At 67.5% G+C, this 23641-nt stretch carries 21 protein-coding genes and 1 pseudogene; 13 read left to right on the top strand and 9 right to left on the bottom strand.

Annotated elements, in window-relative coordinates; genetic code table 11:
- Positions 1-52: 52 nt before the first annotated feature.
- On the bottom strand, positions 53-478 hold the full coding sequence (locus N5C88_RS01575; protein ID WP_059377005.1) for an Lrp/AsnC family transcriptional regulator: 426 nt from the start codon (positions 476-478) through the stop codon (positions 53-55).
- A gap of 124 nt (positions 479-602) precedes the next feature.
- Between N5C88_RS01575 and N5C88_RS01580 the strand changes: the two genes are divergently transcribed.
- Positions 603-1643, top strand: a complete 1041-nt coding sequence (locus N5C88_RS01580) for an ornithine cyclodeaminase (protein ID WP_280014519.1) — start codon at positions 603-605, stop codon at positions 1641-1643.
- A gap of 97 nt (positions 1644-1740) precedes the next feature.
- On the opposite strand, the gene N5C88_RS01585 is transcribed toward N5C88_RS01580, so the two are convergent.
- From N5C88_RS01585 to panB, 3 genes are all read right to left on the bottom strand, one after another.
- Entirely contained in the window at positions 1741-1953 is a 213-nt protein-coding gene (locus N5C88_RS01585; protein ID WP_059377009.1) for a DUF1059 domain-containing protein, read from the bottom strand.
- 218 nt (positions 1954-2171) lie between these two features.
- Positions 2172-3281, bottom strand: a complete 1110-nt coding sequence (locus N5C88_RS01590) for a GTPase (RefSeq protein ID WP_059377011.1) — start codon at positions 3279-3281, stop codon at positions 2172-2174.
- Positions 3282-3337: 56 nt separating this feature from the next.
- Positions 3338-4183: a 3-methyl-2-oxobutanoate hydroxymethyltransferase gene (gene panB, locus N5C88_RS01595; protein ID WP_280014520.1), complete on the bottom strand. Its 846-nt coding sequence runs from the start codon at positions 4181-4183 to the stop codon at positions 3338-3340.
- Positions 4184-4504: 321 nt separating this feature from the next.
- Between panB and N5C88_RS01600 the strand changes: the two genes are divergently transcribed.
- Both N5C88_RS01600 and N5C88_RS01605 read left to right on the top strand, forming a co-directional pair.
- Positions 4505-5497, top strand: a complete 993-nt coding sequence (locus N5C88_RS01600) for a hypothetical protein (RefSeq protein ID WP_059377017.1) — start codon at positions 4505-4507, stop codon at positions 5495-5497.
- Positions 5494-6618 (top strand): glycosyltransferase family 4 protein, encoded by a 1125-nt coding sequence (locus N5C88_RS01605; protein WP_280014521.1) that lies wholly within the window; start codon positions 5494-5496, stop codon positions 6616-6618. Before N5C88_RS01600 ends, N5C88_RS01605 begins: the two co-directional genes overlap by 4 nt.
- Before the next feature lie 22 nt (positions 6619-6640).
- On the opposite strand, the gene N5C88_RS01610 is transcribed toward N5C88_RS01605, so the two are convergent.
- The 3 genes from N5C88_RS01610 to N5C88_RS01620 form a co-directional block, all read right to left on the bottom strand.
- Positions 6641-8563: a 5'-nucleotidase C-terminal domain-containing protein gene (locus tag N5C88_RS01610; RefSeq protein WP_059377022.1), complete on the bottom strand. Its 1923-nt coding sequence runs from the start codon at positions 8561-8563 to the stop codon at positions 6641-6643.
- A gap of 168 nt (positions 8564-8731) precedes the next feature.
- A complete protein-coding gene (locus N5C88_RS01615) occupies positions 8732-9841 on the bottom strand; it encodes an S-(hydroxymethyl)glutathione dehydrogenase/class III alcohol dehydrogenase (protein WP_059377025.1) in 1110 nt (369 codons plus the stop codon).
- Positions 9842-9870: 29 nt separating this feature from the next.
- Positions 9871-10161 (bottom strand): metal-sensing transcriptional repressor, encoded by a 291-nt coding sequence (locus N5C88_RS01620; RefSeq protein ID WP_041652083.1) that lies wholly within the window; start codon positions 10159-10161, stop codon positions 9871-9873.
- A 209-nt stretch (positions 10162-10370) separates the two neighbouring features.
- Between N5C88_RS01620 and hutC the strand changes: the two genes are divergently transcribed.
- The 7 genes from hutC (at position 10371) to N5C88_RS01655 (ending at position 18781) form a co-directional block, all read left to right on the top strand.
- The gene (gene hutC, locus N5C88_RS01625; protein WP_059377027.1) at positions 10371-11114 is read left to right on the top strand and encodes a histidine utilization repressor; all 744 of its coding nucleotides are present in this window, start codon (positions 10371-10373) and stop codon (positions 11112-11114) included.
- Positions 11111-11713, top strand: a complete 603-nt coding sequence (locus tag N5C88_RS01630) for a HutD family protein (protein WP_280014522.1) — start codon at positions 11111-11113, stop codon at positions 11711-11713. The genes hutC and N5C88_RS01630 overlap by 4 nt, the downstream gene beginning before the upstream one ends.
- A gap of 202 nt (positions 11714-11915) precedes the next feature.
- Positions 11916-13595: a urocanate hydratase gene (hutU, locus tag N5C88_RS01635; RefSeq protein ID WP_118932319.1), complete on the top strand. Its 1680-nt coding sequence runs from the start codon at positions 11916-11918 to the stop codon at positions 13593-13595.
- Positions 13596-13661: 66 nt separating this feature from the next.
- Positions 13662-15080, top strand: coding sequence for a cytosine permease (locus N5C88_RS01640; RefSeq protein ID WP_280014523.1), 1419 nt, complete (start codon positions 13662-13664; stop codon positions 15078-15080).
- A gap of 27 nt (positions 15081-15107) precedes the next feature.
- Entirely contained in the window at positions 15108-16637 is a 1530-nt protein-coding gene (gene hutH, locus N5C88_RS01645; protein WP_280014524.1) for a histidine ammonia-lyase, read from the top strand.
- Between the two features lie 26 nt (positions 16638-16663).
- Positions 16664-17881: an imidazolonepropionase gene (gene hutI / locus N5C88_RS01650; protein WP_118932321.1), complete on the top strand. Its 1218-nt coding sequence runs from the start codon at positions 16664-16666 to the stop codon at positions 17879-17881.
- 147 nt (positions 17882-18028) lie between these two features.
- On the top strand, positions 18029-18781 hold the full coding sequence (locus N5C88_RS01655) for a carbon-nitrogen hydrolase family protein (RefSeq protein WP_251878597.1): 753 nt from the start codon (positions 18029-18031) through the stop codon (positions 18779-18781).
- A gap of 7 nt (positions 18782-18788) precedes the next feature.
- Here the strand turns inward: N5C88_RS01655 and N5C88_RS01660 are convergent, their stop codons facing one another.
- Entirely contained in the window at positions 18789-20198 is a 1410-nt protein-coding gene (locus tag N5C88_RS01660) for an MFS transporter (RefSeq protein ID WP_118932322.1), read from the bottom strand.
- 188 nt (positions 20199-20386) lie between these two features.
- Between N5C88_RS01660 and N5C88_RS01665 the strand changes: the two genes are divergently transcribed.
- Positions 20387-21364: a tripartite tricarboxylate transporter substrate-binding protein gene (locus N5C88_RS01665; protein ID WP_280014525.1), complete on the top strand. Its 978-nt coding sequence runs from the start codon at positions 20387-20389 to the stop codon at positions 21362-21364.
- Positions 21365-21382: 18 nt separating this feature from the next.
- On the opposite strand, the gene N5C88_RS01670 is transcribed toward N5C88_RS01665, so the two are convergent.
- Positions 21383-22333 (bottom strand): LysR family transcriptional regulator, encoded by a 951-nt coding sequence (locus N5C88_RS01670; RefSeq protein WP_280014526.1) that lies wholly within the window; start codon positions 22331-22333, stop codon positions 21383-21385.
- 129 nt (positions 22334-22462) lie between these two features.
- On the opposite strand from N5C88_RS01670, the gene N5C88_RS01675 reads away from it, so the two are divergent.
- On the top strand, positions 22463-23443 hold the full coding sequence (locus N5C88_RS01675) for a tripartite tricarboxylate transporter substrate binding protein (RefSeq protein WP_280014527.1): 981 nt from the start codon (positions 22463-22465) through the stop codon (positions 23441-23443).
- 27 nt (positions 23444-23470) lie between these two features.
- Positions 23471-23641: pseudogene (locus N5C88_RS01680) on the top strand (amidohydrolase); the annotation flags it as partial.

Consider the following 23641-nt stretch of genomic DNA (forward strand, 5'->3'; position numbering starts at 1 on the left):
TCATGGAGGCTATGCAAAGTTTTATATCGGGTTTCCCCGGGGCAATCCGCGCTCAGAGTGCCTTGAAGGTCTTGAGATGGATGCTGGTTTCCGTGGCGGAGATGCCCTTGAGCGTGCGCAGGCGGTCCAGCACTTCGGACAGCTGGTCGATGGTGGGCACGCGCAGCTCGGCCAGCAGGTCCCAGCGGCCGTTGGTGTCGTGCAGGCCCGCCACGCTGGGTTCGCCCATCAGCAGGCTTACGATCTTGCGGGTTTCATGGCCTTCGACGGCGATGCTCATCCAGGCGACGATGTCCTCGGTTTCCACCTCGGGCCGCAGGCGCACGGTATAGCCGCGGATGACGCCGCGCTCTTCCAGTTTGCGGATGCGGTTGTCGATGGTGCCGCGCGAGACATCGAGTTTTTTCGCCAAGGTGGCGACGGACATGCGGGCGTCGGCGCGCAGCAGGCCCAGCAGGTTCTGATCTAGCGTGTCCATTGTTAATAGTGCTATTTGGCGCTGGCAGAATGGCAGAATCTTAGCGTTTTGTGTGGATTATTGTCACTATTAATTGGTTTGCCCATCCCCCAGAATTTCTGTTCCATAACTCGGGGAGAACAAATTGACGACGCTGCTTTCAACTTCCGACGTGGCCAAGATCGTGGCCCTGCAAGGCCCGCAACAGGTCTTTTCCGGTCTGCTGGACTATCTGCTGTCGGACTTTCTTCGATGGCAGGAATTCGACAAGAGCGCGCGGGTGGCCAGCCATTCCGCGACCGGCGTGATCGAACTGATGCCCACCGCCGACAGCGAGTTCTACACCTTCAAGTACGTCAACGGCCATCCAGGCAATCCGCTGGACGGGCTGTCCACCGTGATGGCCTTCGGCGCGCTGGCGCGAGTCAGCACCGGGGAGCCGCTGCTGATCAGCGAGCTGACCTTGACCACCGCATTGCGCACAGCCGTGACCTCCGCCCTGGCGGCGCGCGCTTTGGCCCGGCCGGACTCGCGCAAGATGGCGCTTATCGGCAACGGCGCGCAAAGCGAGTTCCAGGCGCTGGCCTTCCATTACATCCTCGGCGTCGACACGCTGCACGTCTTTGACGTGGACGCAGGCGCCACACGCAAGCTTGAAAGCAATCTGGCTTCAGTGCCCGGCTTGCGCGTGGTGCGCTTCGATAGTGCGGCAGAGGCGGTCAAGGGCACGGACATCGTCACCACGGTGACGGCGGACAAGGCCTACGCCACCATCCTGACCGCGGACATGGTCGAGCCGGGCATGCATATCAACGCCGTCGGCGGCGACTGCCCGGGCAAGACGGAACTGCACGAGGACGTGCTGCGCGCGGGACCGGTGTTCGTGGAATACGAGCCGCAGACGCGCATCGAAGGCGATCTGCAGCAGATGCCCGCGGACTTCGCGGTGACGGAACTGTGGCGGGTGTTGACCGGCCAGAGCGCCGGCCGCAGGAGCGCAGCGGACGTGACCATCTTCGATTCGGTGGGCTTTGCGCTGGAGGATTTTTCGGCGCTGCGCTGGCTGCGCGACGCCGCCGCTCGACACGGCATCGGCGCCCGCATCGAGGTGGCGCCGCAATTGCCGGATCCGAAGAACCTGTTCGAGGCGGTGCGCGCGGCGCAGCCCGCGCTCGCCCGGGCATAACGCCGGCGGACGGCCGCGTCTTCGTGGCGCGGCCGTGTTTGCCGACGCTGGCGCGGCGGGCCGCGCCAGCGCTGATGCGATGGCGGCCGCGGCGCGGTCAGGCGCGCCGCGGGGTTTCAACCGGCGGCGTGCCGTCGTGGAACAGCGACTTCAGCTGCGAGCGCAGCTCGGGACTGTCGGCATGCTTGTGGACCGTGGTGGCGTGCTGCACGGCCGCTTCCAGCAGTTCCTTTTCGGAATCCGCGGCCAAGGCCACCGAACAATTCATTTCGCTGGGGTACTCGCGGCAATCGATGTATTTGCGAGTCATGAGAGTCTCCCTGTGCGCAGGCTGCGTGGGCCTGCGCAAGAACATCCGGCGCGCGGCGCGGGAAGTCCGGGCCGCTGGCGCGTCGCAGCGGCGGGGGCGGTTCGAAAAGTATAGATCTGGCGCCGCGGGCGCGGCGCGGTTCGCAAGGAACGGTCCGCGCCGGTGCGCAAAGGGATCCGTCCGCACTGGTGCGCAAACACCGGCGCGGACGCGGCCCGTCAGAAGCTGACGCGCTGTTTCAAGGCCTGGGCGATCATCGCGATGTCGATGTCCTTGCCCGGATGCTTCAGGCAGAAGTCGTACAGCACGGCCACGTAGGCATTGCCCAGCAGCTTGGTGATGGCGCCGGCGGTGGTGGCGGCGATGGTGCCGCCCACCGCGCTGCCCGCGCCGGGGATGAATTTCAGCAGCCCCGAGACCACCGAGCGCCCGATCAGCGTGGCGGCGGACGCGCCCAGCGTGGAGGTGACCAGCGTGGTGATGGCGGCGGTATTCAGTTCCATGCCGAAGGTGATGCCGATCTTGGCGATCATGCCGACCTGGATCGGCACCAGCGCGACGGCGTCGGAGAACGGAATCGGCGCGGCGGCAGCCGAGGCGGCCAGGCCGGCGGCCACGTTGACCTCTATCTCAGCCCGCTTTTTTTTTACTTCCAGGGCTTTCTTGTTGCGGGTGGACAGGGCGTTGGCATAGGCCCGCTGCTGCGCTTCGGGGATGTGCAGCGCCGTGGCCTCGATCAGGTTGTCCAGGCCCATGGGCGGCAGTTCCGCGTCCAGCTCCTCGATCCATTCAGGCAGCGCGCGCACCGCCACCACCTGTTTGGCGCGCGGCAGCAGCTTGCGCGCTTCGTCGACGAAAGGGCTGTTCTTGCGCGCCTTGGTCAGCACCGCCACGACGGGGATGCCGGCATCGGACAGCATGTTGCACAGCTCGATTTCGGCGTCTTCGACGCGGTGGCTGCTGTCCTGGATGCAGAGCCAGGCCACATGCAGATGCCGGTCCTGGTCGTCGGAGGCGGAGCGTTCCTGGATCAGGTCCGCCAGCTGCTGGCGCGAGCGCTCGTAGTCGCCGACCTCCAGGCCGCGCGTGTCGATGATGGTGAGCGGATGGCCGGCCCGGGTGAATTCCTGGGTCGACTGGGTGACGGGCTTGCCCGCGCCGGTCTTGGCCAGGTCGCCGCGGAATACGGCGTTGATCAGCGTGCTCTTGCCCACGCCGGTCTTGCCCGCGACCAGGATGTTCACACGCCCCGCGCCGCGCGTCGCGGTGCTGATGGCGTCCGCGATGGCGTCCTGCAACTGGGGCGTGTCCATGCGGGGCGTGCTCATGAGGTGTGTGCGTAGAAAGGCATGGGGAAGATTCTAGCGAGAAACGCGCGCCGCCATCAGGCGCCGCCCGCCACGCCGTAAAGATGGGCCGATTCGGGGAAGGTCCGCGCACGGACTTCGCCGGCATAGCTTTGCGCCGCCTGCTGGATGCGGCCGGCCAGGTCGTCGTAGCGTTTCACGAAGCGCGCGGTGCGCTCGAACATGCCCAGCATGTCGTCCACCACCAGCACCTGGCCGTCGCAGCGCGCGGATGCGCCTATGCCTATGGTCGGGCAGGCGACGGCCTCGGTGATCGACGCCGCCAGCGGCTCGACCACGCCCTCGATCACCAGCGCGAAGGCGCCGGCGTCCGCCACGGCGGCGGCATCGGCGGCGATGCGGGCGTATTCGGCTTCGCCGCGGCCGCGCGCGCCGTAGCCGCCCAGGATGTTCACGGCTTGCGGCGTCAGGCCGACATGGCCCATGACCGGGATGCCGCGCGCCGACAGGTAGGCGACGGTGGGCGCCATGCTCTGGCCGCCCTCCAGCTTGACCGCGCCCGCGCCCGTTTCCTTCATGATGCGCGCCGCGGATCGGAAGGCTTGTTCGGGGCTTTCCTCATAACTGCCGAAAGGCATGTCGACGACGATCAGCGCCCGGCGCGAGCCGCGCACCACGGCGGCGCCGTGCACAATCATCATGTCCAGCGTGACGGGCACGGTGGAAGGCAGTCCGTAGATCGTCTGCGCCAGGCTGTCGCCCACCAGCAGGGCATCGCAATGCGGGTCCAGCAGTTCGGCCATGCGCGCCGTGTAGGCCGTCAGCATCACCAGCGGTTCCTGGCGCTTGCGTGCGCGGAACGCCGGCACGCTCAGGCGGGGGGCGTGGGCGGCAGCCGCGTTCAGGGTGGCGGTCGTAGACATCGAAATCCTTCCTATCCAGGGTTGAGTGCTTGAATCGGGACATTGCGATACCCGCATCGTAGCGGAAGGCCGCGGGCGCGGCGCTGCAGCTAGCGCATGGCGTTGCCGAGCAGGCTAATCTTTGCGGCAAAACGTAATCGAAAATTTTCGGACATCGCGATGCCGTGCTCTGTGGAAAGCGTCCGCAACAAATTTAGGGACGTTTTGGAGTTTCCACAAAAGCGTTACATCTTCAAGGGTTCACTCGCTTTTTCGACAGGCCCGCCTGCGTAGAATTCGCCGCTCACCAGGTTATTTCGCGGCTTCCGCGCAACATTGCTCATGCCTAGTCCCGGGCTCATTCCACGCTTGCTGTGTTCGCGTCCGCTGACCAAGAGCCTGCGTTACTTCTACCGCCACACCCGGCCCGCCGCGTACCGGCACAACGAAACCTTGTGGCCCTTCGTGACGTTGCGGCGCGATGCGCAAGAGCGGCTGACAGGTTGCGAACTGCGTGGCGTGCAAGGCCCCGCCATCACCCCGCTGGAACAACTGCCGCGCGACATCGGCGCCGACGCCCATCTGATACTGAGCGGCCCTTCGGTGGCTCGGATCGACTACGCGCGTTGCCGCCTGGATGTGGCGATGGGCGTCAACGGCTCGATCGCGCTGCGGCGTCAGCACCCTACCCTGCGCTTTGCCTATTACGCGATGCTCGATGCGGGTTTCGTCAACCGCAGACGCGATCTGGTGGCGGAAGTGCTGGCGCAGGACCTGACGTTGTTCGTCACGCCCGAGGTCTACCGCTGGATAGGCTTCCTGTTCGACCGCAAGGACGTGCGCTGCCGCATTGCGCTGTTCGAAGAGGTGCATCAGCGCGCGCTGCAGCCGCGCGCGCGCCCCGAGGAGCTGGAAGCGCGCCTGGCCGGCGACCCCGGACTGGTGCTGTTCGATGCGCGCAATCCGGTACATGCGCACGGCTTCAGCCTGGACCCGCCGCGCGGCCTGTTCGGCGGCGGCACCGTCGCCTATACGGGCTTGCAGCTGCTGGCGTGGCTGGGCGCGAAAACCATCTACCTGCACGGCCTGGACCTGACGGCCGCGGCGGGACCCCGTTTCTATGAAAGCGCGGCAACGCAGCTGTCCACCGCGCTGGACCGGCAATTCTCCGGACACATCGAACCCGCATTCCGGCAAGCCAGCCGGCTGCTTGGCGCACGCGGCATCAAGGTCTACAACCTGTCGCTCGCCAGCCGGCTGGGGAACGACGTGTTCGAGAAGCGCGATTGGAGCTGCCTGCTGCCCGCGCAGCCGTTATCGAGTATGACCCCATGAAGATTCTGTACACAAATTTCCACCAAGGCGATGGCGGCGGCCACACTACCTACGTAATGTCGCTGGCGCGCATTCTGTGCGAAAAGTCCGAGGTGACGGTGGCGGCGCCCGCCAGCAGCCGCCTGCTGGCCGAGGCCGCTGCGCTGCCCGGCGTGCGCACGCTGGACCTGGAGTTCAAGGGCCGGCCGCTGCAGCAGCTGCGCGCGCTGCGCCGCCTGCGGGCTTTGCTGCGCGACGAAAAGTTCGACGTGGTCCACGCCAACGGCTCCGCCGACCATCGCCTGTGCATGCTGGCGACCATGGGCATGGGCGCGCGGCGTCCCTTCATGGTGTACACCCAGCATACCGACCGCAGCGCCAACAGCCTGGGCGCGCGGGTGCGCGCCAAGTGGGGCACCAACCGCGTCATCTGCGTGTGCACCCATACGTTTCGCCGCATGAAGCAGTCGGTCTTCCGCAACGAAGACCTGCGCGTGGTGCACAACGGCGTGGATACGGAAAAGTGCAGCCCGGCTTCGCGGCGCGAAGTGGTGCAGGCGCGCGACAGTCTCCTGCCCGAGGGCATGCAAGGCCGCCTGGTCATTGGCAGCAATGCCGGCACCGCGGTCTACAAGAACTGGCTGGACATGGTGACCGCCGTGTCCATGCTGCCTGAAAGCAAGCGGCGCCAGGTGGTGGTGCTGATCGCCGGAAAACTGCCGGACGCCGAGCAGATGCGCCGCGTCAGCGAGCTGGGCATGTCGGACCAGGTGGTGTTCACCGGCCTGCTGGACGATGTCGGCCCCTTCCTGTCGGCGCTGGACGTGGGCTTTGTGCTGTCCTCGAAGCTGGAGACGATTTCCTTCGCCTGCCGCGAGATGATGGCCGCCGGCAAGCCGGTGATCGTCAGCGCGGTGGGCGGACTGCCCGAAAACGTCACCGATGGCCGCGACGGCTGGGTGGTGCCGCCGGCCTCGGTGGACAGCATCGTCGAAGCGCTGTCGAAGATCCTGGAAAACCGCGAGGCCTTGGGCGTGATGGGCGCCGAGGCCCGCAGCACGGCGTTGCGGGAATTTTCGCTGAGCACATTCGTCGGCAAGACCGAACGCGTCTATCGCGAGAGCCAGGCGCAGCCGGCCTGAGGGCCGCGCCCGGCGTCCGCCGTTATTCGCTGTACGTCTTGGTGCTGTACAGGCTCACGGGCAGCAGGTTCAGCACCGGTAGGCCGCTGACGGGGTCCTTGGCCTGCTTGTCGATGTAGGCCTGCAACACGTCGGCGTCCAGCACGCCGATGTCCTGCCGGCGCGAGGCCGGCACGTTGGCCAGGGTCTTGTAGCCGTCGCCGCCGGTGGCGTTGAAGCTCAGCACGAACAGCTTGTAGCTGCGGCTTGGGTCCAGCGGCAGCCAGTTGCCGCTGGCCTGATCCCGGACTTCGATGTTGGACACGCGGCTGCCCTGGGCCTGGGCCGCATTCACGTCCCAGCGCAGGCCGCCGGCGTACGGATAGGGGCCGGTGGAGCCGCCCGCGCCGTAGACCGCCTGCATGCCGTCTTCCAGCATGCTCTTGACCTCGGCCCCGGTCACGTCCAGGCGCCAGAGCATATTGCCGAAAGGCACCACCTCGATCACATTGGCTGCCGTGACGTTGCCCAGTAGCGGCACGCGCACGCCGCCGCCGCTTTGCAGCGAGATGTCGGCGCCGCCGTAGCTGGCGTTGGCCACGTCCAGGTAGGCCTGGGCCACCAGCTGCTGGATGTCGCCGCCGCGCAGGCTGACGCTGCCCAGCGTATTGCAGGCGGCGCTGGAGCGGCTGTAGTCGCGCGTACCGGGACCGCCCGGCACGCGCCGGGAGCATAGTTCCTGCGGCACCGAAGCGACCAGGCTGCGGCTGAACTGGTCGACGCGGGCCTTGAACGGCTGCAGCACAGACGCGGCCTGCGCGTCGGGCGTTTGCATGCGCAAGAAGCCGCTGGCCTGCACGTCCGCCTGGATCGCGGCTTCGTCAGCCGCCGAAGGCGCGGCGCCGGCGACCTTCAGCGGGCCGTCCATCAGCACGTGCGGCGTGCCGGCGCAGGCGGTGACGTCGCCATTGGCGTCGAAGCTGACCTTCAGCTCGCCGACCACCTGCGAGTACTCCCAGGCCTGCACCAGGCAGACGCGCTTGCCGTCCTTGTCCTGCAGCACGGTGGGATAGGCGCCCGCTGGCGACCCCACGCCATAGTCCGCCATGGAGGCGGGACCCAGCAGCGTGTGCGAGTCGCCGCCCACCACCACGTCCACGCCGCTTAGCTGCGCGATCACCTGCTTGTCATAGCCGTAGCCGATGTGGCTCATCACCACGATCTTGTTCACGCCCTGCGCGCGCAGCGCGTCGATCTGCTGCTGCGCGGCGATGGTCTCGTCCGAGAACACGGTGCCGGCGTCCGGGCTGGAGGACTGCTGGGTCTTGGCGGCGATGGTCAGGCCGACCAGGCCGATATCTTGGCCGTCGCGCTTGAGGACCACAGCGGGCTTGACCATGCCGGGGGCGCGCGAGGGGTTCAGCGCCGAGCCGGCGGCGAATGTGACGTTGGCGCTCAGCACGGGCGTCTGGCAGGCGCCCGCGTGCAGCAGATCGATGAAGCGCTTCAGGCCGCTGTCACCCTTGTCGAACTCGTGGTTGCCCAGGGTCATGGCGTCGAAGCAGACGGTGTTCATCATGGCGGCGTCGGCCTCGCCCGGTTCGCCCGCGCGGTTGAAGTACAGCGTGCCGGTGGTGGCGTCGCCCGCGTGCAGCTTGAGCACGTTGGCGGATTGCGCAGCCAGCGCGTTGATCGCGCCGGTCACTCGCGGAAAGCCGCCCGTATCGGCGTTCACGGCGACGCGCGCGCCGGAAGCGTTCTTGAGCTTGAGGTCCTTCTTCTTGCTGTCCAGGTTGGAATGGTGATCGTTGATGTGCAGGATCGTCAGTTCCATCGGCCGCCCGGGCGCGGGCTGTTCGGGCTGTTCGACGACCTTGTCGTCATCGCCATCGCCGCCGCCGCAGCCCGCCAGAAGCGCCAGGGCGCTCAGCATGGCCGCGCCCGCGTTCCTCTTCCACGTGTTCATTCGCGTGTACCCCTCTGTCATCGGAGGGCGAATGGTCGCGGGTCAAGATGACGCGGAAATGAATGACAGTGTTGTCATGTTGCGCGCGACATGTCGCACGCCTGTCATGGAAAAGCAACGGGCCCGGCGCATGCCGCGCCGGGCCCGTCGTTGCCGCAAGATGCGGGCTTAGTAGTGGATCACCGTGCGGATCGACTTGCCTTCATGCATCAGGTCAAAGGCTTCGTTGATGCGTTCCAGCGGCAGGGTGTGGGTCACGAACGGATCCAGGTCGATCTTGCCGCTCATGGCGTCTTCCACCATGCCCGGCAACTGCGTGCGGCCCTTGACGCCGCCGAAGGCCGAACCGCGCCAGACGCGGCCGGTGACCAGCTGGAACGGACGCGTGCTGATTTCCTGGCCGGCGCCGGCGACGCCGATGATGATGCTCTCGCCCCAGCCCTTGTGGCAGCATTCCAGCGCGGCGCGCATCACGTGCACGTTGCCGATGCACTCGAACGAGAAGTCCACGCCGCCGTCGGTCATTTCGACGATGACGTCCTGGATCGGCTTGTCGTGGTCCTTGGGGTTGACGCAGTCGGTCGCGCCCATGGCGCTGGCGAGCACGAACTTGTTGGGGTTGGTGTCCACGGCGATGATGCGGCCGGCCTTGGCCTGCACCGCACCCTGGATCACGGCCAGGCCGATGCCGCCCAGGCCGAACACGGCGACGGTGTCGCCTTCCTTGACCTTGGCGGTGTTGTGCACGGCGCCCAGGCCGGTGGTGACGCCGCAGCCCAGCAGGCAGACCTTTTCATGCGGAGCGGCCGGGTTGATCTTGGCCAGCGAGATCTCGTTGACCACCGTGTACTCGCTGAAAGTGGAGCAGCCCATGTAGTGGTAGAGCGGCTTGCCTTCGTAGCTGAAGCGCGAGGTGCCGTCGGGCATGACGCCCTTGCCCTGGGTGGCGCGCACCTTCTGGCACAGGTTGGTCTTGCCGGACAGGCAGAACTTGCACTCGCGGCATTCGGCCGTGTAGAGCGGGATGACGTGGTCGCCGGGTTTCAGCGAGGTCACGCCTTCGCCGACTTCGACCACCACGCCCGCGCCTTCGTGGCCCAGCACCGCGGGGAACAGGCCTTCAGGGTCGTCGCCGCTGAGGGTGAAGGCGTCGGTGTGGCAGACGCCGGTGTGGGTGATCTTCACCAGCACCTCGCCGCGCTGCGGCGGCGCGACGTCGATTTCAACGATTTCCAGCGGCTTGCCGGGTCCGAATGCGACTGCTGCGCGTGATTTCATAGCTAGGGCTCCACGTATGTCAGATGGCGTTATTTCAAATAGGAACGGACCAGGCGCATCAAGAGATCGATCTCCGCTTCGGGTTCGATCGTGGCGTCCTGGCGGCCGCCCTGGGCGGATTGGAGGAAGGTTTCGCGCAGATGGCTTTCCAGCACCTCGGCCATCAGGCCGGTGGCGGCGCCGCGCAAGGCGGCCAATTGCTGCAGCAACGCGCCGCATTCCGTGCCTTCGTTCACGGCTCGTTCCAGCGCCAGCGCCTGGCCCTGGATGCGGCGCAAACGGGTGACGACGCGTTTTTTCTCTTCCGGGGAGTGCGGCACGGCAGGCTCCGATAAATACAGGGGGGGAGTATAGGAAATCTGGCTGCCCACGTCCACTACGGTACTCCCGCGCCGGGGACCATGCCTAGGCGCGGCGCGGGCGACAAGCCCGGTGCGGGCGCGGTACGCGGATCCGATAGCCGTCTGTACCTGTCTATACTAGGCGCTGATCGCCGTCCGTCGCCTTGCGCCGCATTACAGGATCTCCCATGGCTTCCAACCCCCCCAAATTGCCCGTTCAGGCCAATGCGCCGCCTGCGCCGCTTTATGCGCAGGTCAAGCAGATGATCGCGCAGCAGATCCGCAGCGGCGCGTGGCCGGAACATTACCGGGTGCCGTCGGAAAGCGAACTGGTCGATGAGCTCGGGTTCAGCCGCATGACCATCAATCGCGCCTTGCGCGAGTTGACGGCCGAGGGGCTGCTGGTACGCATGCAGGGCGTAGGCACCTTCGTGGCCCAGCCCAAGGCGCGCTCGGCGCTGTTCGCCGTCAACAACATCGCCGACGAGATCGCGGCGCGCAACCATCGCCACCACAGCCGCGTGGTGCGCCTGGCCGAAGAGCCCGCGGGCGCCGAACAGGCGCTGGCGCTGGATATCCGCGCCGGGCAGCCGGTGTATCACTCGGTCATCGTGCACTACGAGGACGACCTGCCGATCCAGCTGGAGGATCGCTACGTCAACGTGCGTCTGGCGCCTGACTATCTGAAGCAGGATTTCACGCAGAGCACGCCCTATGAATACCTGACGCGCGTGGCGCCGCTGAGCGAAGGCGAGCACGTGGTCGAAGCCATCCTCGCCAAGCCGCGCGAATGCCAGCTGCTGCAGATTGAGCGCGACGAGCCCTGTCTGCTGATCAGCCGCCGCACTTGGTCGGGCGACCGCGCCGTCACCCTGGCCCGTTTGATTCACCCTGGTTCCCGGCATCGCCTGGAAGGCAAGTTCACCACATGAAGCAACCCGAAGTTCATCTGTACCGCGCCGCCGACTATCCACGCATGCCCTGGCGCAATGGCGGCGGCACCACGCAGGAAGTCGCCTGCAATCCGGGCGGCAGCACCGCCGCGTTCGACTGGCGGCTGTCGATCGCCGACGTGGCGCAGGACGGCGGGTTTTCCGCCTTCACGGGCTATCAACGCATCATCACCGTGCTCGAAGGCCAGGGCATAGAACTCACCGTGGACGGCCGCGCGCAGGCGCCGCTGGCGCCGCGGCAGGCCTATGCCTTTGCGGGCGATGCGCAGGTGCAGTGCCGCCTGTTGAACGGACCGATACGCGATTTCAACCTGATCTATGCGCCGGCGCGCTGGCATGCCCGGCTGCAATGGGTGGCGGGCGCGGGTCCGTGGGCATTCCATAGCGCCGCGTCCGAGGTGCTGGTGCTGACGGCGGGCGGTGCGCTCGTTGTGCGCATCAATGGCGCGCCACATGCGCTGCCGTCGCGTTACGACTGCCTGCATGCCGCATCGTCGGGCGGCCTGGCCGAGTACCGCCTGGAAGCCGAAGCGCCGTTGGATGCCTGCGTGATCGAACTGCTGCCGCGCAAGGTCTGACTGGAGGCGCGGCCGCCAGCGGGCGGCGGCATTCCACTGTTTCCATGAAAACCGGGACGTCATCGTCCCGGTTTTTCGTTCGGGTAATCCCCGAGGAAAAATCGACTCCCATCAGCTTGTATATACAAGCATAGGCATCCTATGATTCAGACTAGCGCAGCGCCTGCGACGGCGTGCAGCCGAACTGATCAAGGAGAGCCTCTTGGAACACTCGAACCGATACCGCGACGTCGTTATCCGCGCCCCGCGCGGCAGGCAACTGAATGCCAAGAGCTGGCTGACCGAAGCCCCCTTGCGCATGCTGATGAACAACCTGGACCCCGATGTGGCCGAGAATCCCAAGGAACTGGTGGTCTACGGCGGCATCGGCCGCGCCGCCCGCGACTGGGACTGCTATGACAAGATCGTCGAGTCGCTCAAGAACCTGAACGAGGACGAAACCTTGCTGGTGCAGTCCGGCAAGCCGGTGGGCGTCTTCAAGACCCACGCCAACGCGCCGCGCGTGCTGATCGCCAACTCCAACCTGGTGCCGCACTGGGCCACCTGGGAGCACTTCAACGAACTGGACGCCAAGGGCCTGGCCATGTACGGCCAGATGACGGCAGGCAGCTGGATCTACATCGGCAGCCAGGGCATCGTGCAGGGCACGTACGAAACTTTCGTCGAGGCGGGCCGCCAGCACTACGGCGGCAACCTCAAGGGGCGCTGGGTGCTGACCGCGGGCCTGGGCGGCATGGGCGGCGCGCAGCCGCTGGCGGCCACGCTGGCCGGCGCCTGCTCGCTGAACATCGAATGCCAACAGACCAGCATCGACTTCCGCCTGCGCACCCGTTACGTCGATGAACAGGCGCGCGACCTGGACGACGCGCTGGCGCGCATCGCCAAGTACACGCAGGAAGGGCGCGCCGTCTCCATCGCCCTGTGCGGCAATGCCGCCGAGATCCTGCCCGAGCTGGTGCGCCGCGGCGTGCGGCCGGACATGGTGACGGACCAGACCAGCGCGCACGATCCGCTGAACGGCTATCTGCCGGCGGGCTGGACCTGGCAGGACTACCGCGCGCGCGCCAAGCGCGAGCCGGCCGCGGTCATCAAGGCCGCCAAGCAGTCCATGGCGGTGCACGTGCAGGCCATGCTGGCCTTCCAGCGCCAGGGCGTTCCGACCTTTGACTACGGCAACAACATCCGCCAGATGGCCAAGGAAGAAGGCGTGGCGGACGCGTTCGATTTTCCGGGCTTCGTGCCCGCCTACATCCGGCCGTTGTTCTGCCGCGGCGTGGGCCCGTTCCGCTGGGCGGCGCTGTCGGGCGATCCGCAGGACATCTACAGGACCGATGCCAAGGTCAAGGAACTGATCCCCGACGACGCGCACCTGCACCGTTGGCTGGACATGGCGCGCGAACGCATCAGCTTCCAGGGGCTGCCGGCGCGCATCTGCTGGGTGGGCCTGGGCCAGCGCGCCCGACTGGGTCTGGCGTTCAATGAAATGGTCCGCACGGGCGAGCTGTCGGCGCCCATTGTCATCGGCCGCGATCACCTGGATTCCGGCTCGGTCGCCAGTCCCAATCGTGAAACCGAAGCCATGCGCGACGGCTCGGACGCGGTGTCGGACTGGCCGCTGCTGAACGCGCTGCTGAATACCGCCAGCGGCGCGACCTGGGTGTCGCTGCACCATGGCGGCGGCGTGGGCATGGGCTTCTCGCAGCATGCCGGCATGGTCATCGTGTGCGACGGCACGGACGAGGCCGCCGAGCGCATCGCCCGCGTGCTGACGAACGACCCGGGCACGGGCGTCATGCGCCATGCCGACGCGGGCTACGCGGCCGCCATTGAATGCGCGCAGGAGCAGAACCTCAATCTGCCCATGCTTGCGGGCAAGCGCTGATACCGCGCTGCCCATACCCGCGGGCCGTGACCGCGCCCGTCCAATCGCCATGACCGGGACGACATAATGACTCAGGACAGCCAGGCAGCAAGAGGACCGCTCATCGAGCGGCGCTCGATCGATTTCATCCCCGAAACGGAGCGTCACGGCAAGCTCTACAGCCAGTTCACGCTGTGGATGGGCGCCAATCTCCAGATCACCGCCATCATCACCGGAGCGCTGGCGGTGGTGCTGGGCGGAGACGTCTTCTGGTCGCTGATCGGGCTGTTCGTCGGACAGGTCTTCGGCGGCGCGGTCATGGCGCTGCATGCGGCCCAGGGGCCCAAGCTGGGATTGCCGCAGATGATATCCAGCCGGGTGCAGTTCGGCGTCTATGGCGCGGCGATACCCATCGTGCTGGTGTGCCTGATGTACCTGGGATTCACGGCCACGGGCACGGTGCTGTCGGGGCAGGCCCTGGGCCAGCTGTTCGGCGTGAGCGATACGGCCGGCATCCTGATCTTCGCCGCGGTGATCGTCGGGGTGACGCTGTTCGGCTACCGCATGATCCACATCATCGGACGGATTGCGACGGTGCTGGGCATCATTGCCTTCTTCTACCTGTTCAGCCGCGTCATCGCGCTGGGCGACGTGGGCCAGTTGCTGCAGATCCGCCATTTCACCTGGAGTTCATTCCTGCTGGCGGTTTCGCTGGCGGCATCGTGGCAGATCGCCTACGGCCCATACGTCGCGGACTATTCGCGCTATCTGCCGAGCCGGACCTCGTCGTTCAAGACCTTTCTGGCGGTAGGACTGGGTTCGGTGCTGGGCGCGCAGATCGCCATGGTGCTGGGCGTGCTGGCCGCGGCCATGGCGGCTGGCCAGTTCGCCGGGCGCGAAGTTGCCTACATCGTGGGGCTGGGCGGCACGGGAGCCACGGCCGCGCTGCTGTACTTCACCATCGCGTTCGGCAAGGTCACGATTTCGACGCTGAACTCCTACGGCAGCTTCATGTGCATCGCGACCATCGCCAGCGGCTTTCGCGGACATGTGGAGATTTCCCGCCGGCAGCGCGCGCTGCTGGTGCTGGCGATCGTCGCGGCGGCCACGGCGGTGGCGCTGATCGGCCAGCATTCCTTCCTGAACGCATTCAAGTCCTTCATCCTGTTCCTGCTGGCGTTCTTCGTGCCGTGGAGCGCGGTCAACCTGGTCGACTACTACTTCGTGAGCCGCGAGCAATACGACGTGGAGGCGCTGTCGGATCCGAACGGGCGCTATGGCCGCTGGAATTGGACTGGAATCCTGATCTATCTGTTCGGGGTGCTGGTGCAGATGCCCTTCATTTCGACCAAGCTCTACACGGGTCCGATGGTCGAACGCCTGGGCGGGGTGGATATCTCGTGGATCATCGGCCTGGTCGTACCCAGCATCCTGTATTACCTGTTCGCGCGCCGGGGCGCCGTGCCGCAACATCGCGGCGCCGTCCGCGCGACCCATACGCTTTGACGCCGGCACTCGCCTAGGAGAACAACAATGGAATTGCATCTGACACCCGGCCACATGACCTTGGCCGACCTGCGGCACGTCTACCAGCAGCCGGCTCGCGTGACGCTGGACCCGGCGGCGGCCGGGCCGATCGAGGCCAGCGTGGCCTGCGTCGAGCGCATCATTGCCGAAGGCCGCACGGCCTACGGCATCAACACCGGATTCGGATTGCTGGCCACGACGCGGATCGCGCGCGAGGATCTGGAAGCGCTGCAGAGTTCGCTGGTGCTGTCGCATGCGGCCGGGGTGGGCGAGGCGCTGGACGACGCGATGGTGCGGCTGATCATGGTGCTGAAGATCAACAGCCTGGCGCGGGGCTATTCGGGCATCCGCCGCAAGGTGATCGATGCGCTGATCGCGCTGGTGAACGCCGAGGTCTATCCGCATATTCCGCTGAAGGGATCGGTGGGCGCGTCCGGCGACCTTGCGCCGCTGGCGCACATGTCTCTGTTGCTGCTGGGCGAGAGCAAGGCGCGCCATCGCGGCGCCTGGCTGCCCGCGCGCGAAGCGCTGGCCCAGGCGGGGCTGGAACCCTTGACGCTGGCGGCCAAGGAAGGCCTGGCGCTCTTGAACGGTACGCAGGTTTCGACGGCCTATGCGCTGCGCGGGCTGTTCGAGGCCGAGGACCTGCTGGCGGCCGGGCTGGTCTGCGGCAGCCTCAGCGTGGAAGCCATGCTGGCATCGCGCGCGCCGTTCGATCCCCGCATCCACGCCGCGCGCGGCCAGCCTGGCCAGATCGACGTGGCGGCCGTGTACCGCGATCTGCTGACCGAGGACAGCGAGGTCGGGCATTCGCACGCGAACTGCGACAAGGTGCAAGACCCCTATTCGCTGCGCTGCCAGCCGCAGGTCATGGGCGCCTGCCTGACGCAGATACGCCATGCGGCCCAGGTGCTGGAGATCGAGTCCAACGCGGTCTCCGACAATCCGCTGGTGTTTGCCGAGCAGGGCGATGTGGTTTCGGGCGGCAACTTCCATGCCGAGCCGGTGGCCATGGCGGCGGACAACCTGGCGCTGGCGCTGGCCGAGATCGGCGCGCTGTCCGAGCGCCGCATCTCGCTGATGATGGACAAGCATATGTCGCAGCTGCCGCCGTTCCTGGTGAGCAACGGCGGCGTGAACTCCGGATTCATGATTGCCCAGGTGACCGCGGCGGCGCTGGCCAGCGACAACAAGGCGCTGGCGCACCCGGCCAGCGTGGACAGCCTGCCGACTTCGGCCAACCAGGAGGACCACGTGTCCATGGCGCCGAATGCGGGCAAGCGGCTCTGGCCCATGGCCGAGAACGTGCGCGATATCCTTGCGATCGAGTGGCTGGGCGCCTGCCAGGGCCTGGATTTCCGCCAGGGCTTGAAGACTGCGCCCAAGCTGGAGCGTGCTCGCGGCCTGTTGCGCCAGAAAGTGGCGCACTATGAGCGGGACCGCTTCTTCGCGCCCGACATTGAAGCGGCGAGTCAGCTCATTGCGGGCCAGGGTCTGACGGAGTTGGTGCCGGCCGGCCTGTTGCCCAGTCTTTAACGCCGGCGCGCAAGAGGAGCCTACGCATGAGACAGGTCTGGCGCAATTGCCACGCCGCCACGATGGCGCAGGGTAAGTACTCCGTGATCGAACGGGCCGCCATCGTGACAGGCGAGAACCGCATCGAGTGGATCGGTCCTGAGGAGAAACTGCCGCCTGGGGGCGACGCGCGCGAGCACGACCTGGGCGGCGCCTGGGTCACGCCCGGGTTGATCGATTGCCACACCCACCTGGTGTTCGGCGGCAATCGCAGCCTGGAGTTCGAACAGCGCCTGCAAGGCGTGGACTACGCCACCATCGCCGCGCAAGGCGGCGGCATCGCCAGCACCGTGCGCGCCACCCGCGCGGCCAGCGAGGATGAACTTTACGCCAGCGCACGCAAGCGCGCCCTGCATCTGATGCGCGACGGCGTGACCACGCTGGAAGTGAAGTCCGGCTATGGGCTGGACCTGCCCAACGAGCGCAAGATGCTCAGGGTGGCGCGGCGCCTGGGCCAGACCTTGCCGCTGACCATCAGCGCGACCTGTCTGGCCGCGCACGCGCTGCCGCCGGACTACGCGGGCCGCGCGGACGATTACATCGACGAAGTCGCGCGCCGCATGCTGCCGCTGCTGGCCGTCGAGGGCTTGATCGACGCGGTGGATGCATTCTGTGAGCATTTGGCATTCACGCCGGCACAGGTCGAACGGGTGTTCCAGGCTGCGCGTGAACTGGGACTGCCGGTGAAACTGCACGCAGAGCAATTGTCTTCGTTGCACGGGGCGGCGCTGGCCGCGCGTTATGGCGCCTGGTCGGCGGATCATCTGGAATACCTGACCGAAAGCGATGTGCTGGCGATGGCGCAGGCCGGCACGGTGGCGGTGCTGCTGCCCGGGGCGTTCTACGCCCTGCGCGAGACCAGGCTGCCTCCCATCGACCTGTTGCGCCGCCATGGCGTGCCCATCGCCATCTCCAGCGACCTGAACCCCGGCACCTCGCCCGCGCTGTCGCTGCGGTTGATGCTGAGCATGGCCTGCACGCTGTTCCGCCTGACGCCCGAAGAAGCGCTGGCCGGGGCGACGACGCATGCGGCGAAAGCGCTGGGACTGCAGGCCACGCATGGCACGCTGGAAGCAGGCAAGTATGCGGACTTCGTTGCCTGGGAGGTGCAGCATCCCGCCGAGCTGGCCTACTGGATAGGCGGCGACCTGCCCAAGCGGGTGGTCCGGCATGGCGCGCTGGTCGACGCCGCAACACTCGCCTGAAACGGGCAGATCCGGACAGGATCGCGCCCGCAACGGACGGCTTGAACCGGCCCGCGTCCGCAATCGCCACAGGCGGTCTACCATCCATGGATGACGTGCCCCGTCCGGGGGCGCGCGCTCAACTTGGATGTGGGTATGCGGATATGCATGATGGAAGGGCCGGCTGATCTGGAGCCCAAGGGCGCGACCTGGGAAGGTATCGCCGAACGCATCGCTGAGCTGGCCCCGGATCTTCTGGTGACCAGTGAAATGCCGTTCGGGCCGTGGCTGGCCGCCGACCCGCAATACGACGCGGCCCGCGCGGCGGCGTCGGTGCGCATGCATGAGGCGGGCCTGGATGCGCTGGCGGCGCTGGGAGTGCCGGCCATCGTATCGTCGCGGCCGGTGCATGCGGGCGAACGGTTGGCCAACGAGGCGTTCGCCCTGCAGGACGGCCGCTATACCCGGTTGCACCATAAGCAATACTTCCCGGAGGAACCGGGCTATTTCGAAGCGACCTGGTTCCATGCCGCCATGGATGGGTTCGAGGTGTTCGAGGTGGGCGGCATACGCCTGGGCGTGCAGCTATGCACCGAATTGATGTTCAACGAGCGCTCGCGCGCCTACGGACGCGCGGGCGCCGAGCTGATCGTGGCGCCGCGAGCCAGCAGCGCGTCGACGCGCCGCTGGCTGACGGCGGGCGCTATGGCGGCGCTGGTGTCGGGCTGCTATGTGGTCAGCTCGAACCGCGCGGGACGCACGGCGGCGGGGCAGGTATTCGGGGGCACGGCGTTCGCGTTCCAGCCGGATGGCGAACCGCTGGCGCAAACCAGCGATACCGAATCCATCGTGGTGATCGAGGTGGATCCGGCCCGTGCGCGCGCGCAGCAGTCGCTATACCCGTGCTACGTCCGGGAATAGCGCGTTCCTAGCGCGTCGAGCTGGCCTGCGCCGGTTCGCTCGCGTCAAAGCGCAGCCGCGAAAAACTGGCGACGCAGGCCAGCGCGGCGCACACGCAACCCAGCCACAGCGCGGCGATGGCGCCGTGCGTGCTGGAAATGTTGAAGCAGGCGGCCACCAGGGCTGCGCCGGAGGCCTGGCCCAAAAGCCGCACCGTGCCTATCATGCCGCTGGCGCCGCCGGCGCGCGAGGCCGGCGCCGACATCATGATGGCGCGCAGGTTGGGCGACTGGAAGAAACCGAATCCGGCGCCGCACAGCGCCATGCGCCAGCAGAGGTCCCAGACCGAGGGCGAGGCCGGCATCAGCGCCAATGAGGCCAGGCCCAGCGCCAGCAGCGCCAACCCCACGCCGCCCAGGGCGCCGGCCGCATAGCGGTCCGACAGTCGCCCCGCTATCGGCGCCATGACCGCCACCACCACCGGCCAGGGCGTGATGAGAAAGCCGGTCTGCACCTGGCTGTAGCCGAGCGTGGCCTGCAGCAGGAACGGCAGCGACACGAAGGCCAGCGCCTGCGCCGCGAACGCGCACACGGCAGTGGCGGCGGACAGGGCGAACAAGGGCCGGCGCAACAGGTCCACCGCCAGGATGGGCGCGGGGTGGCCGGCCTGCCGGCGCATCAGCAGCCACAGGCTGGCTGCGGCGATACCCCATTCCAGCGCCACGCGCGGCAAGGGAGCCGCGTGCGCCAATTCGTTCGACCCCAGCACGAACAGGCCCAGCGTCAGGGCGCACAGCGCCGCGGCCAGGCCGTCGAAGCGATGCGGCGCGCGCGCGGTCCCGGGCAGCTTGCGCAGGCCCAGCGCGAACGCCAGCAGGCCGATGGGCACGTTGATCAGGAACAGCCAGTGCCAGGATCCCAGCAGCAGGATGGCCGAGGCCACGGTCGGCCCCGCCGCGAAGGAAATGCCTACTACCATGGCGTTCAGGCCCAGGCCGCGACCCAACAGGTGCGAAGGGTAGATGAAGCGCAGCAGCGCGCCGTTGACGCTCATGACGCCGGCCGCGCCCAGGCCTTGCAGCACGCGCGCGATCACCAGCGTGGGCAAGGACGGCGCCAGGCCGCTGGCCAGCGAGGACAGGATGAAGATGGCCAGCCCCACGATGTAGACCCGCCGGTGGCCCAGGATTTCGCCCAGCGCCGCGGCCGGCAGCAGGCCCGCCACCATGGCCAGCTGATAGCCGCTGACGATCCAGATCGAGCCCGCGTCGCTGGCTTGCAGGTCGCGCGCGATGGTGGGCAGCGCCGTGTTGGCGATGGCGGTGTCCAGGCTGGCCATGCATAGCGCCAGCATGACGGCCAGGAGCGCGCCTGGGCGTTCGGCTGCCGGCAGGCCGACGCCGGCCGGATAGACAGTATGGCGGGAGAACGAGAGCATGTGCGGGACCACGGGGGCAACGCGTCCGGATAGAGGGAGAGGGCCGGAAGCTGCGATCACTGATTCTAGAACGTGTTAAGGGATCCGGCCCGCGGACCGGGTCGCGAGCTGGCTTTCCTTGCGGGGCGTTTCTCCTTATCCTGCCGCCTTGCGCGGCGGCGGGCCGCGTTTTCAAGGAGTGGTCGACTATGCAATCTGGCGTATCCCAGCACCGTCGCCGGTTCTTGCCGGCGCTCGCGCTGGGCGTTCTGGGCGCTGCGGCGGCAGGGCGTCTTGGCGCCGTGCCCCTGACTCGCATCCTGGTCGGCTTTCCGCCGGGGGGCGGGGTGGATGTGATCGCCCGCCTGTTGGCGCGGCAGTTGGAAGCCGGCCTGGGCGAAGTGGTGCTGGTCGAGAATCGCCCCGGCGCGGGAGGCTTGCTGGCGGCGCAGGAATTGCTGGCCGCGCGTCCCGATGGGCACACCCTGCTGTTCACCAACGAACACACTTTGGCCATCGTGCCGCACATCGATGCGCAGGCCGGCTTTGCGTCGCCGGATGATTTCGCGGCGGTAGCGCAGACGACCGACCAGAGCGCCATTGCGCTGGCGGTCAGGGCGGATTCGCCTTGGCTGAAGCTGCAGGATCTGCGCGGATACGAAGGTCCGCTGCCGGTGGGCGTGCCGGCGCCCGGCAGTGTGCCGGAGCTGGCCGTGGAGCTGCTGGCCGAGCGTTTCGGCGTGGCGGCCACGGCAGTGTGCTATCGCGGCGGCGCGCCCTTGGTGACCGACTTGCAGGCCGGCTATCTGGCGCTGGGCCTGACATCCCTGGCTGAACTGCGGGAGCCGGTAAGCGCCGGGCGGCTGCGCCTGCTCGCCATTTCGGGGCCAGGCCGCCATGCCGACCTGGCCGATGTTCCCACCTTTGCCGAGCAAGGCTTCGGAGGATTGGAGCACGGCGGCGTGGCCGGCTTGTTCGCGCCGCGCGGCGTGGCGCCCGCCCGCGTCGAGCAACTGCAGCAGCAGGTGGCGCGGGCGCTCGAATCGGAGGAGGTGCGCGCGCAGCTGCGCTTGCAGGGGTCGCGGGTGAGTTTCGGCGATGCCGCCACGCTGGCGCGCAACATGAACGCGATTCATCAGGCCTGGGCCGAACGCGCCCTGGCCTGGCGTGCGCGGACGGGCGGCTGAGCGCCCGCGCCCGGCTCTCTAGGGCGTGCGGATGGCTGCGCGTTCGCGCAGCAGTTGAGCCAGTTCGGCGTGGCAGAGCCGGACCGCGGCGCGGGCCTGCTGTTCGGGGGCGCGCGCCATCAGGCAGATGCGCCGTGTGAGTTGCGGACGCTGCAGTGGCACGATGGCCAGGCCGTCCTGCCGCTGCCCTTGTGTGTACAGGCGCGAGATCAGGCCCACGCGCAAGCCCGCGCGCACCAGGCTGTAGAGCGTGTCGGTGTAATTCAGGGTGTCGGTCGCGGCCAGGTCCGAGCCCAGCTGGCGTAGCGTGGCCACGATCATTTCGTAGGTACTGCCGCGCGACAGCACGGCCAGCGGCTCGGCCTTCAGGTCCTGCCAGGTCACCGCCTGGCGCCGCGCCAGCCGGTGGGTGTCGGCCAGCACCGCGACCAGGTCGTCCTCGGCCACGAAGGCCGCGGCCACGCCGGGCGTGAGGCCGAAGTCCAGGCCCAGGCCGATGTCCAGTTCGCCATTGCCCAGCGCGGCCATGAGCTCGTCGTTGAGGTGGTCGCTGAGGATCAGCACGATTTCCGGATGGCGCAGGCGCCATTGCGCCACCACCGGCGCCAGCAAGTGCATGGTGGACGGGATGCAGCCGATGCGCACCGTGGTGGCCTGGGTATCCAGCAGGCGCTGCAGGTCTTCGGCGCCCTGCGTGTAGCTGTTGAGCAGCCATTCGATCTGCGCACGCGCGGCTTGTCCGGCGGGCGTCAGGCGCACGTGGTGGGTGCTGCGTTCGAACAGGGCCACGCCCATCAGCGTCTCCAGTTCGCGGATGGCGGCGGACAGGGCCGGCTGGCTCAGCGCCAGGGCCTCGGCGGCGCGGCTGAAACTGGCGTGGCGGGCCACTTCCTTGAAACCGCGCAGCTGGCGCAGCGTGGGCTGGCGGGCGGGTGCGGCGTGGCCATCGGGAGCAGGACGCTTGGTCATAGATTTGCCTGATGAATCTATAAAAATATAGCATTTCAGTTATCACCAGGATCTGGTTAGGATGGCGCCGTCGCCCTCCTCCGCGCTGCCGGTTCCGCGCGCGCCCCTCGCTCCGATCCCGCTCCTTCCATGTTCAAACGCCTGTTCCTGTCCGTGTCCGCGCTGGCGGCCGCGCTGTGCCTTGCCCCCGCTGCCGGCGCCGACACCTGGCCGGAAGCCCGGCCCCTGACCCTGATCGTGCCGTTCAGCCCGGGCGGCAACGTCGACACCACGGCGCGCCTGGTGGCGCAGAAGCTGTCGGACCGCCTCAAGCAGTCCGTCATCGTCGACAACGTGGCGGGCGCGGGCGGCGTGCTGGGCGTGGCCAAGGCCGTGCACGCCAAGCCGGACGGCTACACGCTGGTGATGGGCTTTGACGGTCCGATCAGCGTGGCCCGGCTGATCAACTCGGCCGTGAAGTACGACGCCGAATCCGACCTGACGCCGGTGGCGCTGGTGACTACCGCGCCAGTGGTGCTGTTGGCGCGTCCGGGCCTGCCGGCGCAGAACATGGACGAGCTGATCGCGCTGGCGCGCGAGAAACCCGACACGCTGACCTACGCCTCGTCCGGCGTGGGCACCGTGCTGCATCTGGCCATGGAGGTGATGCAGGACCAGGCCCGCGTCAAGCTGGTGCACGTGCCCTATCGCGGCGGCGCGCAGATCACCAACGACGTCATGGGCGGCCAGGTGGACCTGGGCCTCCTGGTGACCACCAGCGCCACGCCGCTGGTGCAGCAGAAGAAACTGCACGCGCTGGGCGTGACGTCCGCCGCGCGCGTTGACACGCTGCCGCAGGTGCAGGCGTTTGGCGAGACGCCGGCGCTCAAGGGCTTTGAACTCAACACCTGGACCGGCGTGTTCGTGCCGGCAGGCACCGACCCCGCCGTGGTCGAGCGGCTGAACCAGGAACTGAACGCGGTGCTGCGCATGGACGAGGTGCAAAAGCGCCTGGCCGAAGGCGGCGCCATGCCCGGACAGGGCACGCCGCAGGATTTTGCCGCTTTCCTGAAGAAGGAAAAAGCCCTGTACGCGCACATCGTGAAGAGCGCCAACATCCAGCAGGAATAGGCCTGCCCCTTTGCAGGAAGCCATGCCATGAATACACCCCCCGTGCTGCCCGAGATCCAGGCCATCCAGGAAGAGATGGTGGCGCTGCGCCATCGCATCCACGCCAATCCCGAACTGGCGTATCAAGAGGTCGCCACGGCCGAGCTGGTGGCCGAAAGGCTGGCGGCCTGGGGCTACGAGGTGCATCGCGGCCTGGGC

Origin of the sequence: Achromobacter sp. GD03932, from assembly GCF_029839485.1 — a bacterium.
Classification (GTDB): Bacteria; Pseudomonadota; Gammaproteobacteria; order Burkholderiales; family Burkholderiaceae_B; genus Achromobacter; species Achromobacter bronchisepticus_A.

What these genes read in the sequence shown, in the direction of transcription:
- hutH (WP_280014524.1), top strand. Translation starts at nt 15,108, where the DNA reads ATGGAATTGCATCTGACACCCGGCCACATGACCTTGGCCGACCTGCGG.
- N5C88_RS01655 (WP_251878597.1), top strand. Translation starts at nt 18,029, where the DNA reads ATGATGGAAGGGCCGGCTGATCTGGAGCCCAAGGGCGCGACCTGGGAA.
- N5C88_RS01585 (WP_059377009.1), bottom strand. Translation starts at nt 1,953, where the DNA reads ATGACTCGCAAATACATCGATTGCCGCGAGTACCCCAGCGAAATGAAT.
- N5C88_RS01640 (WP_280014523.1), top strand. Translation starts at nt 13,662, where the DNA reads ATGACTCAGGACAGCCAGGCAGCAAGAGGACCGCTCATCGAGCGGCGC.
- hutI (WP_118932321.1), top strand. Translation starts at nt 16,664, where the DNA reads ATGAGACAGGTCTGGCGCAATTGCCACGCCGCCACGATGGCGCAGGGT.
- N5C88_RS01670 (WP_280014526.1), bottom strand. Translation starts at nt 22,333, where the DNA reads ATGACCAAGCGTCCTGCTCCCGATGGCCACGCCGCACCCGCCCGCCAG.
- N5C88_RS01615 (WP_059377025.1), bottom strand. Translation starts at nt 9,841, where the DNA reads ATGAAATCACGCGCAGCAGTCGCATTCGGACCCGGCAAGCCGCTGGAA.
- hutC (WP_059377027.1), top strand. Translation starts at nt 10,371, where the DNA reads ATGGCTTCCAACCCCCCCAAATTGCCCGTTCAGGCCAATGCGCCGCCT.
- panB (WP_280014520.1), bottom strand. Translation starts at nt 4,183, where the DNA reads ATGTCTACGACCGCCACCCTGAACGCGGCTGCCGCCCACGCCCCCCGC.
- N5C88_RS01665 (WP_280014525.1), top strand. Translation starts at nt 20,387, where the DNA reads ATGCAATCTGGCGTATCCCAGCACCGTCGCCGGTTCTTGCCGGCGCTC.
- N5C88_RS01610 (WP_059377022.1), bottom strand. Translation starts at nt 8,563, where the DNA reads ATGAACACGTGGAAGAGGAACGCGGGCGCGGCCATGCTGAGCGCCCTG.
- N5C88_RS01605 (WP_280014521.1), top strand. Translation starts at nt 5,494, where the DNA reads ATGAAGATTCTGTACACAAATTTCCACCAAGGCGATGGCGGCGGCCAC.
- N5C88_RS01660 (WP_118932322.1), bottom strand. Translation starts at nt 20,198, where the DNA reads ATGCTCTCGTTCTCCCGCCATACTGTCTATCCGGCCGGCGTCGGCCTG.
- N5C88_RS01675 (WP_280014527.1), top strand. Translation starts at nt 22,463, where the DNA reads ATGTTCAAACGCCTGTTCCTGTCCGTGTCCGCGCTGGCGGCCGCGCTG.
- N5C88_RS01600 (WP_059377017.1), top strand. Translation starts at nt 4,505, where the DNA reads ATGCCTAGTCCCGGGCTCATTCCACGCTTGCTGTGTTCGCGTCCGCTG.
- N5C88_RS01630 (WP_280014522.1), top strand. Translation starts at nt 11,111, where the DNA reads ATGAAGCAACCCGAAGTTCATCTGTACCGCGCCGCCGACTATCCACGC.
- N5C88_RS01575 (WP_059377005.1), bottom strand. Translation starts at nt 478, where the DNA reads ATGGACACGCTAGATCAGAACCTGCTGGGCCTGCTGCGCGCCGACGCC.
- N5C88_RS01590 (WP_059377011.1), bottom strand. Translation starts at nt 3,281, where the DNA reads ATGAGCACGCCCCGCATGGACACGCCCCAGTTGCAGGACGCCATCGCG.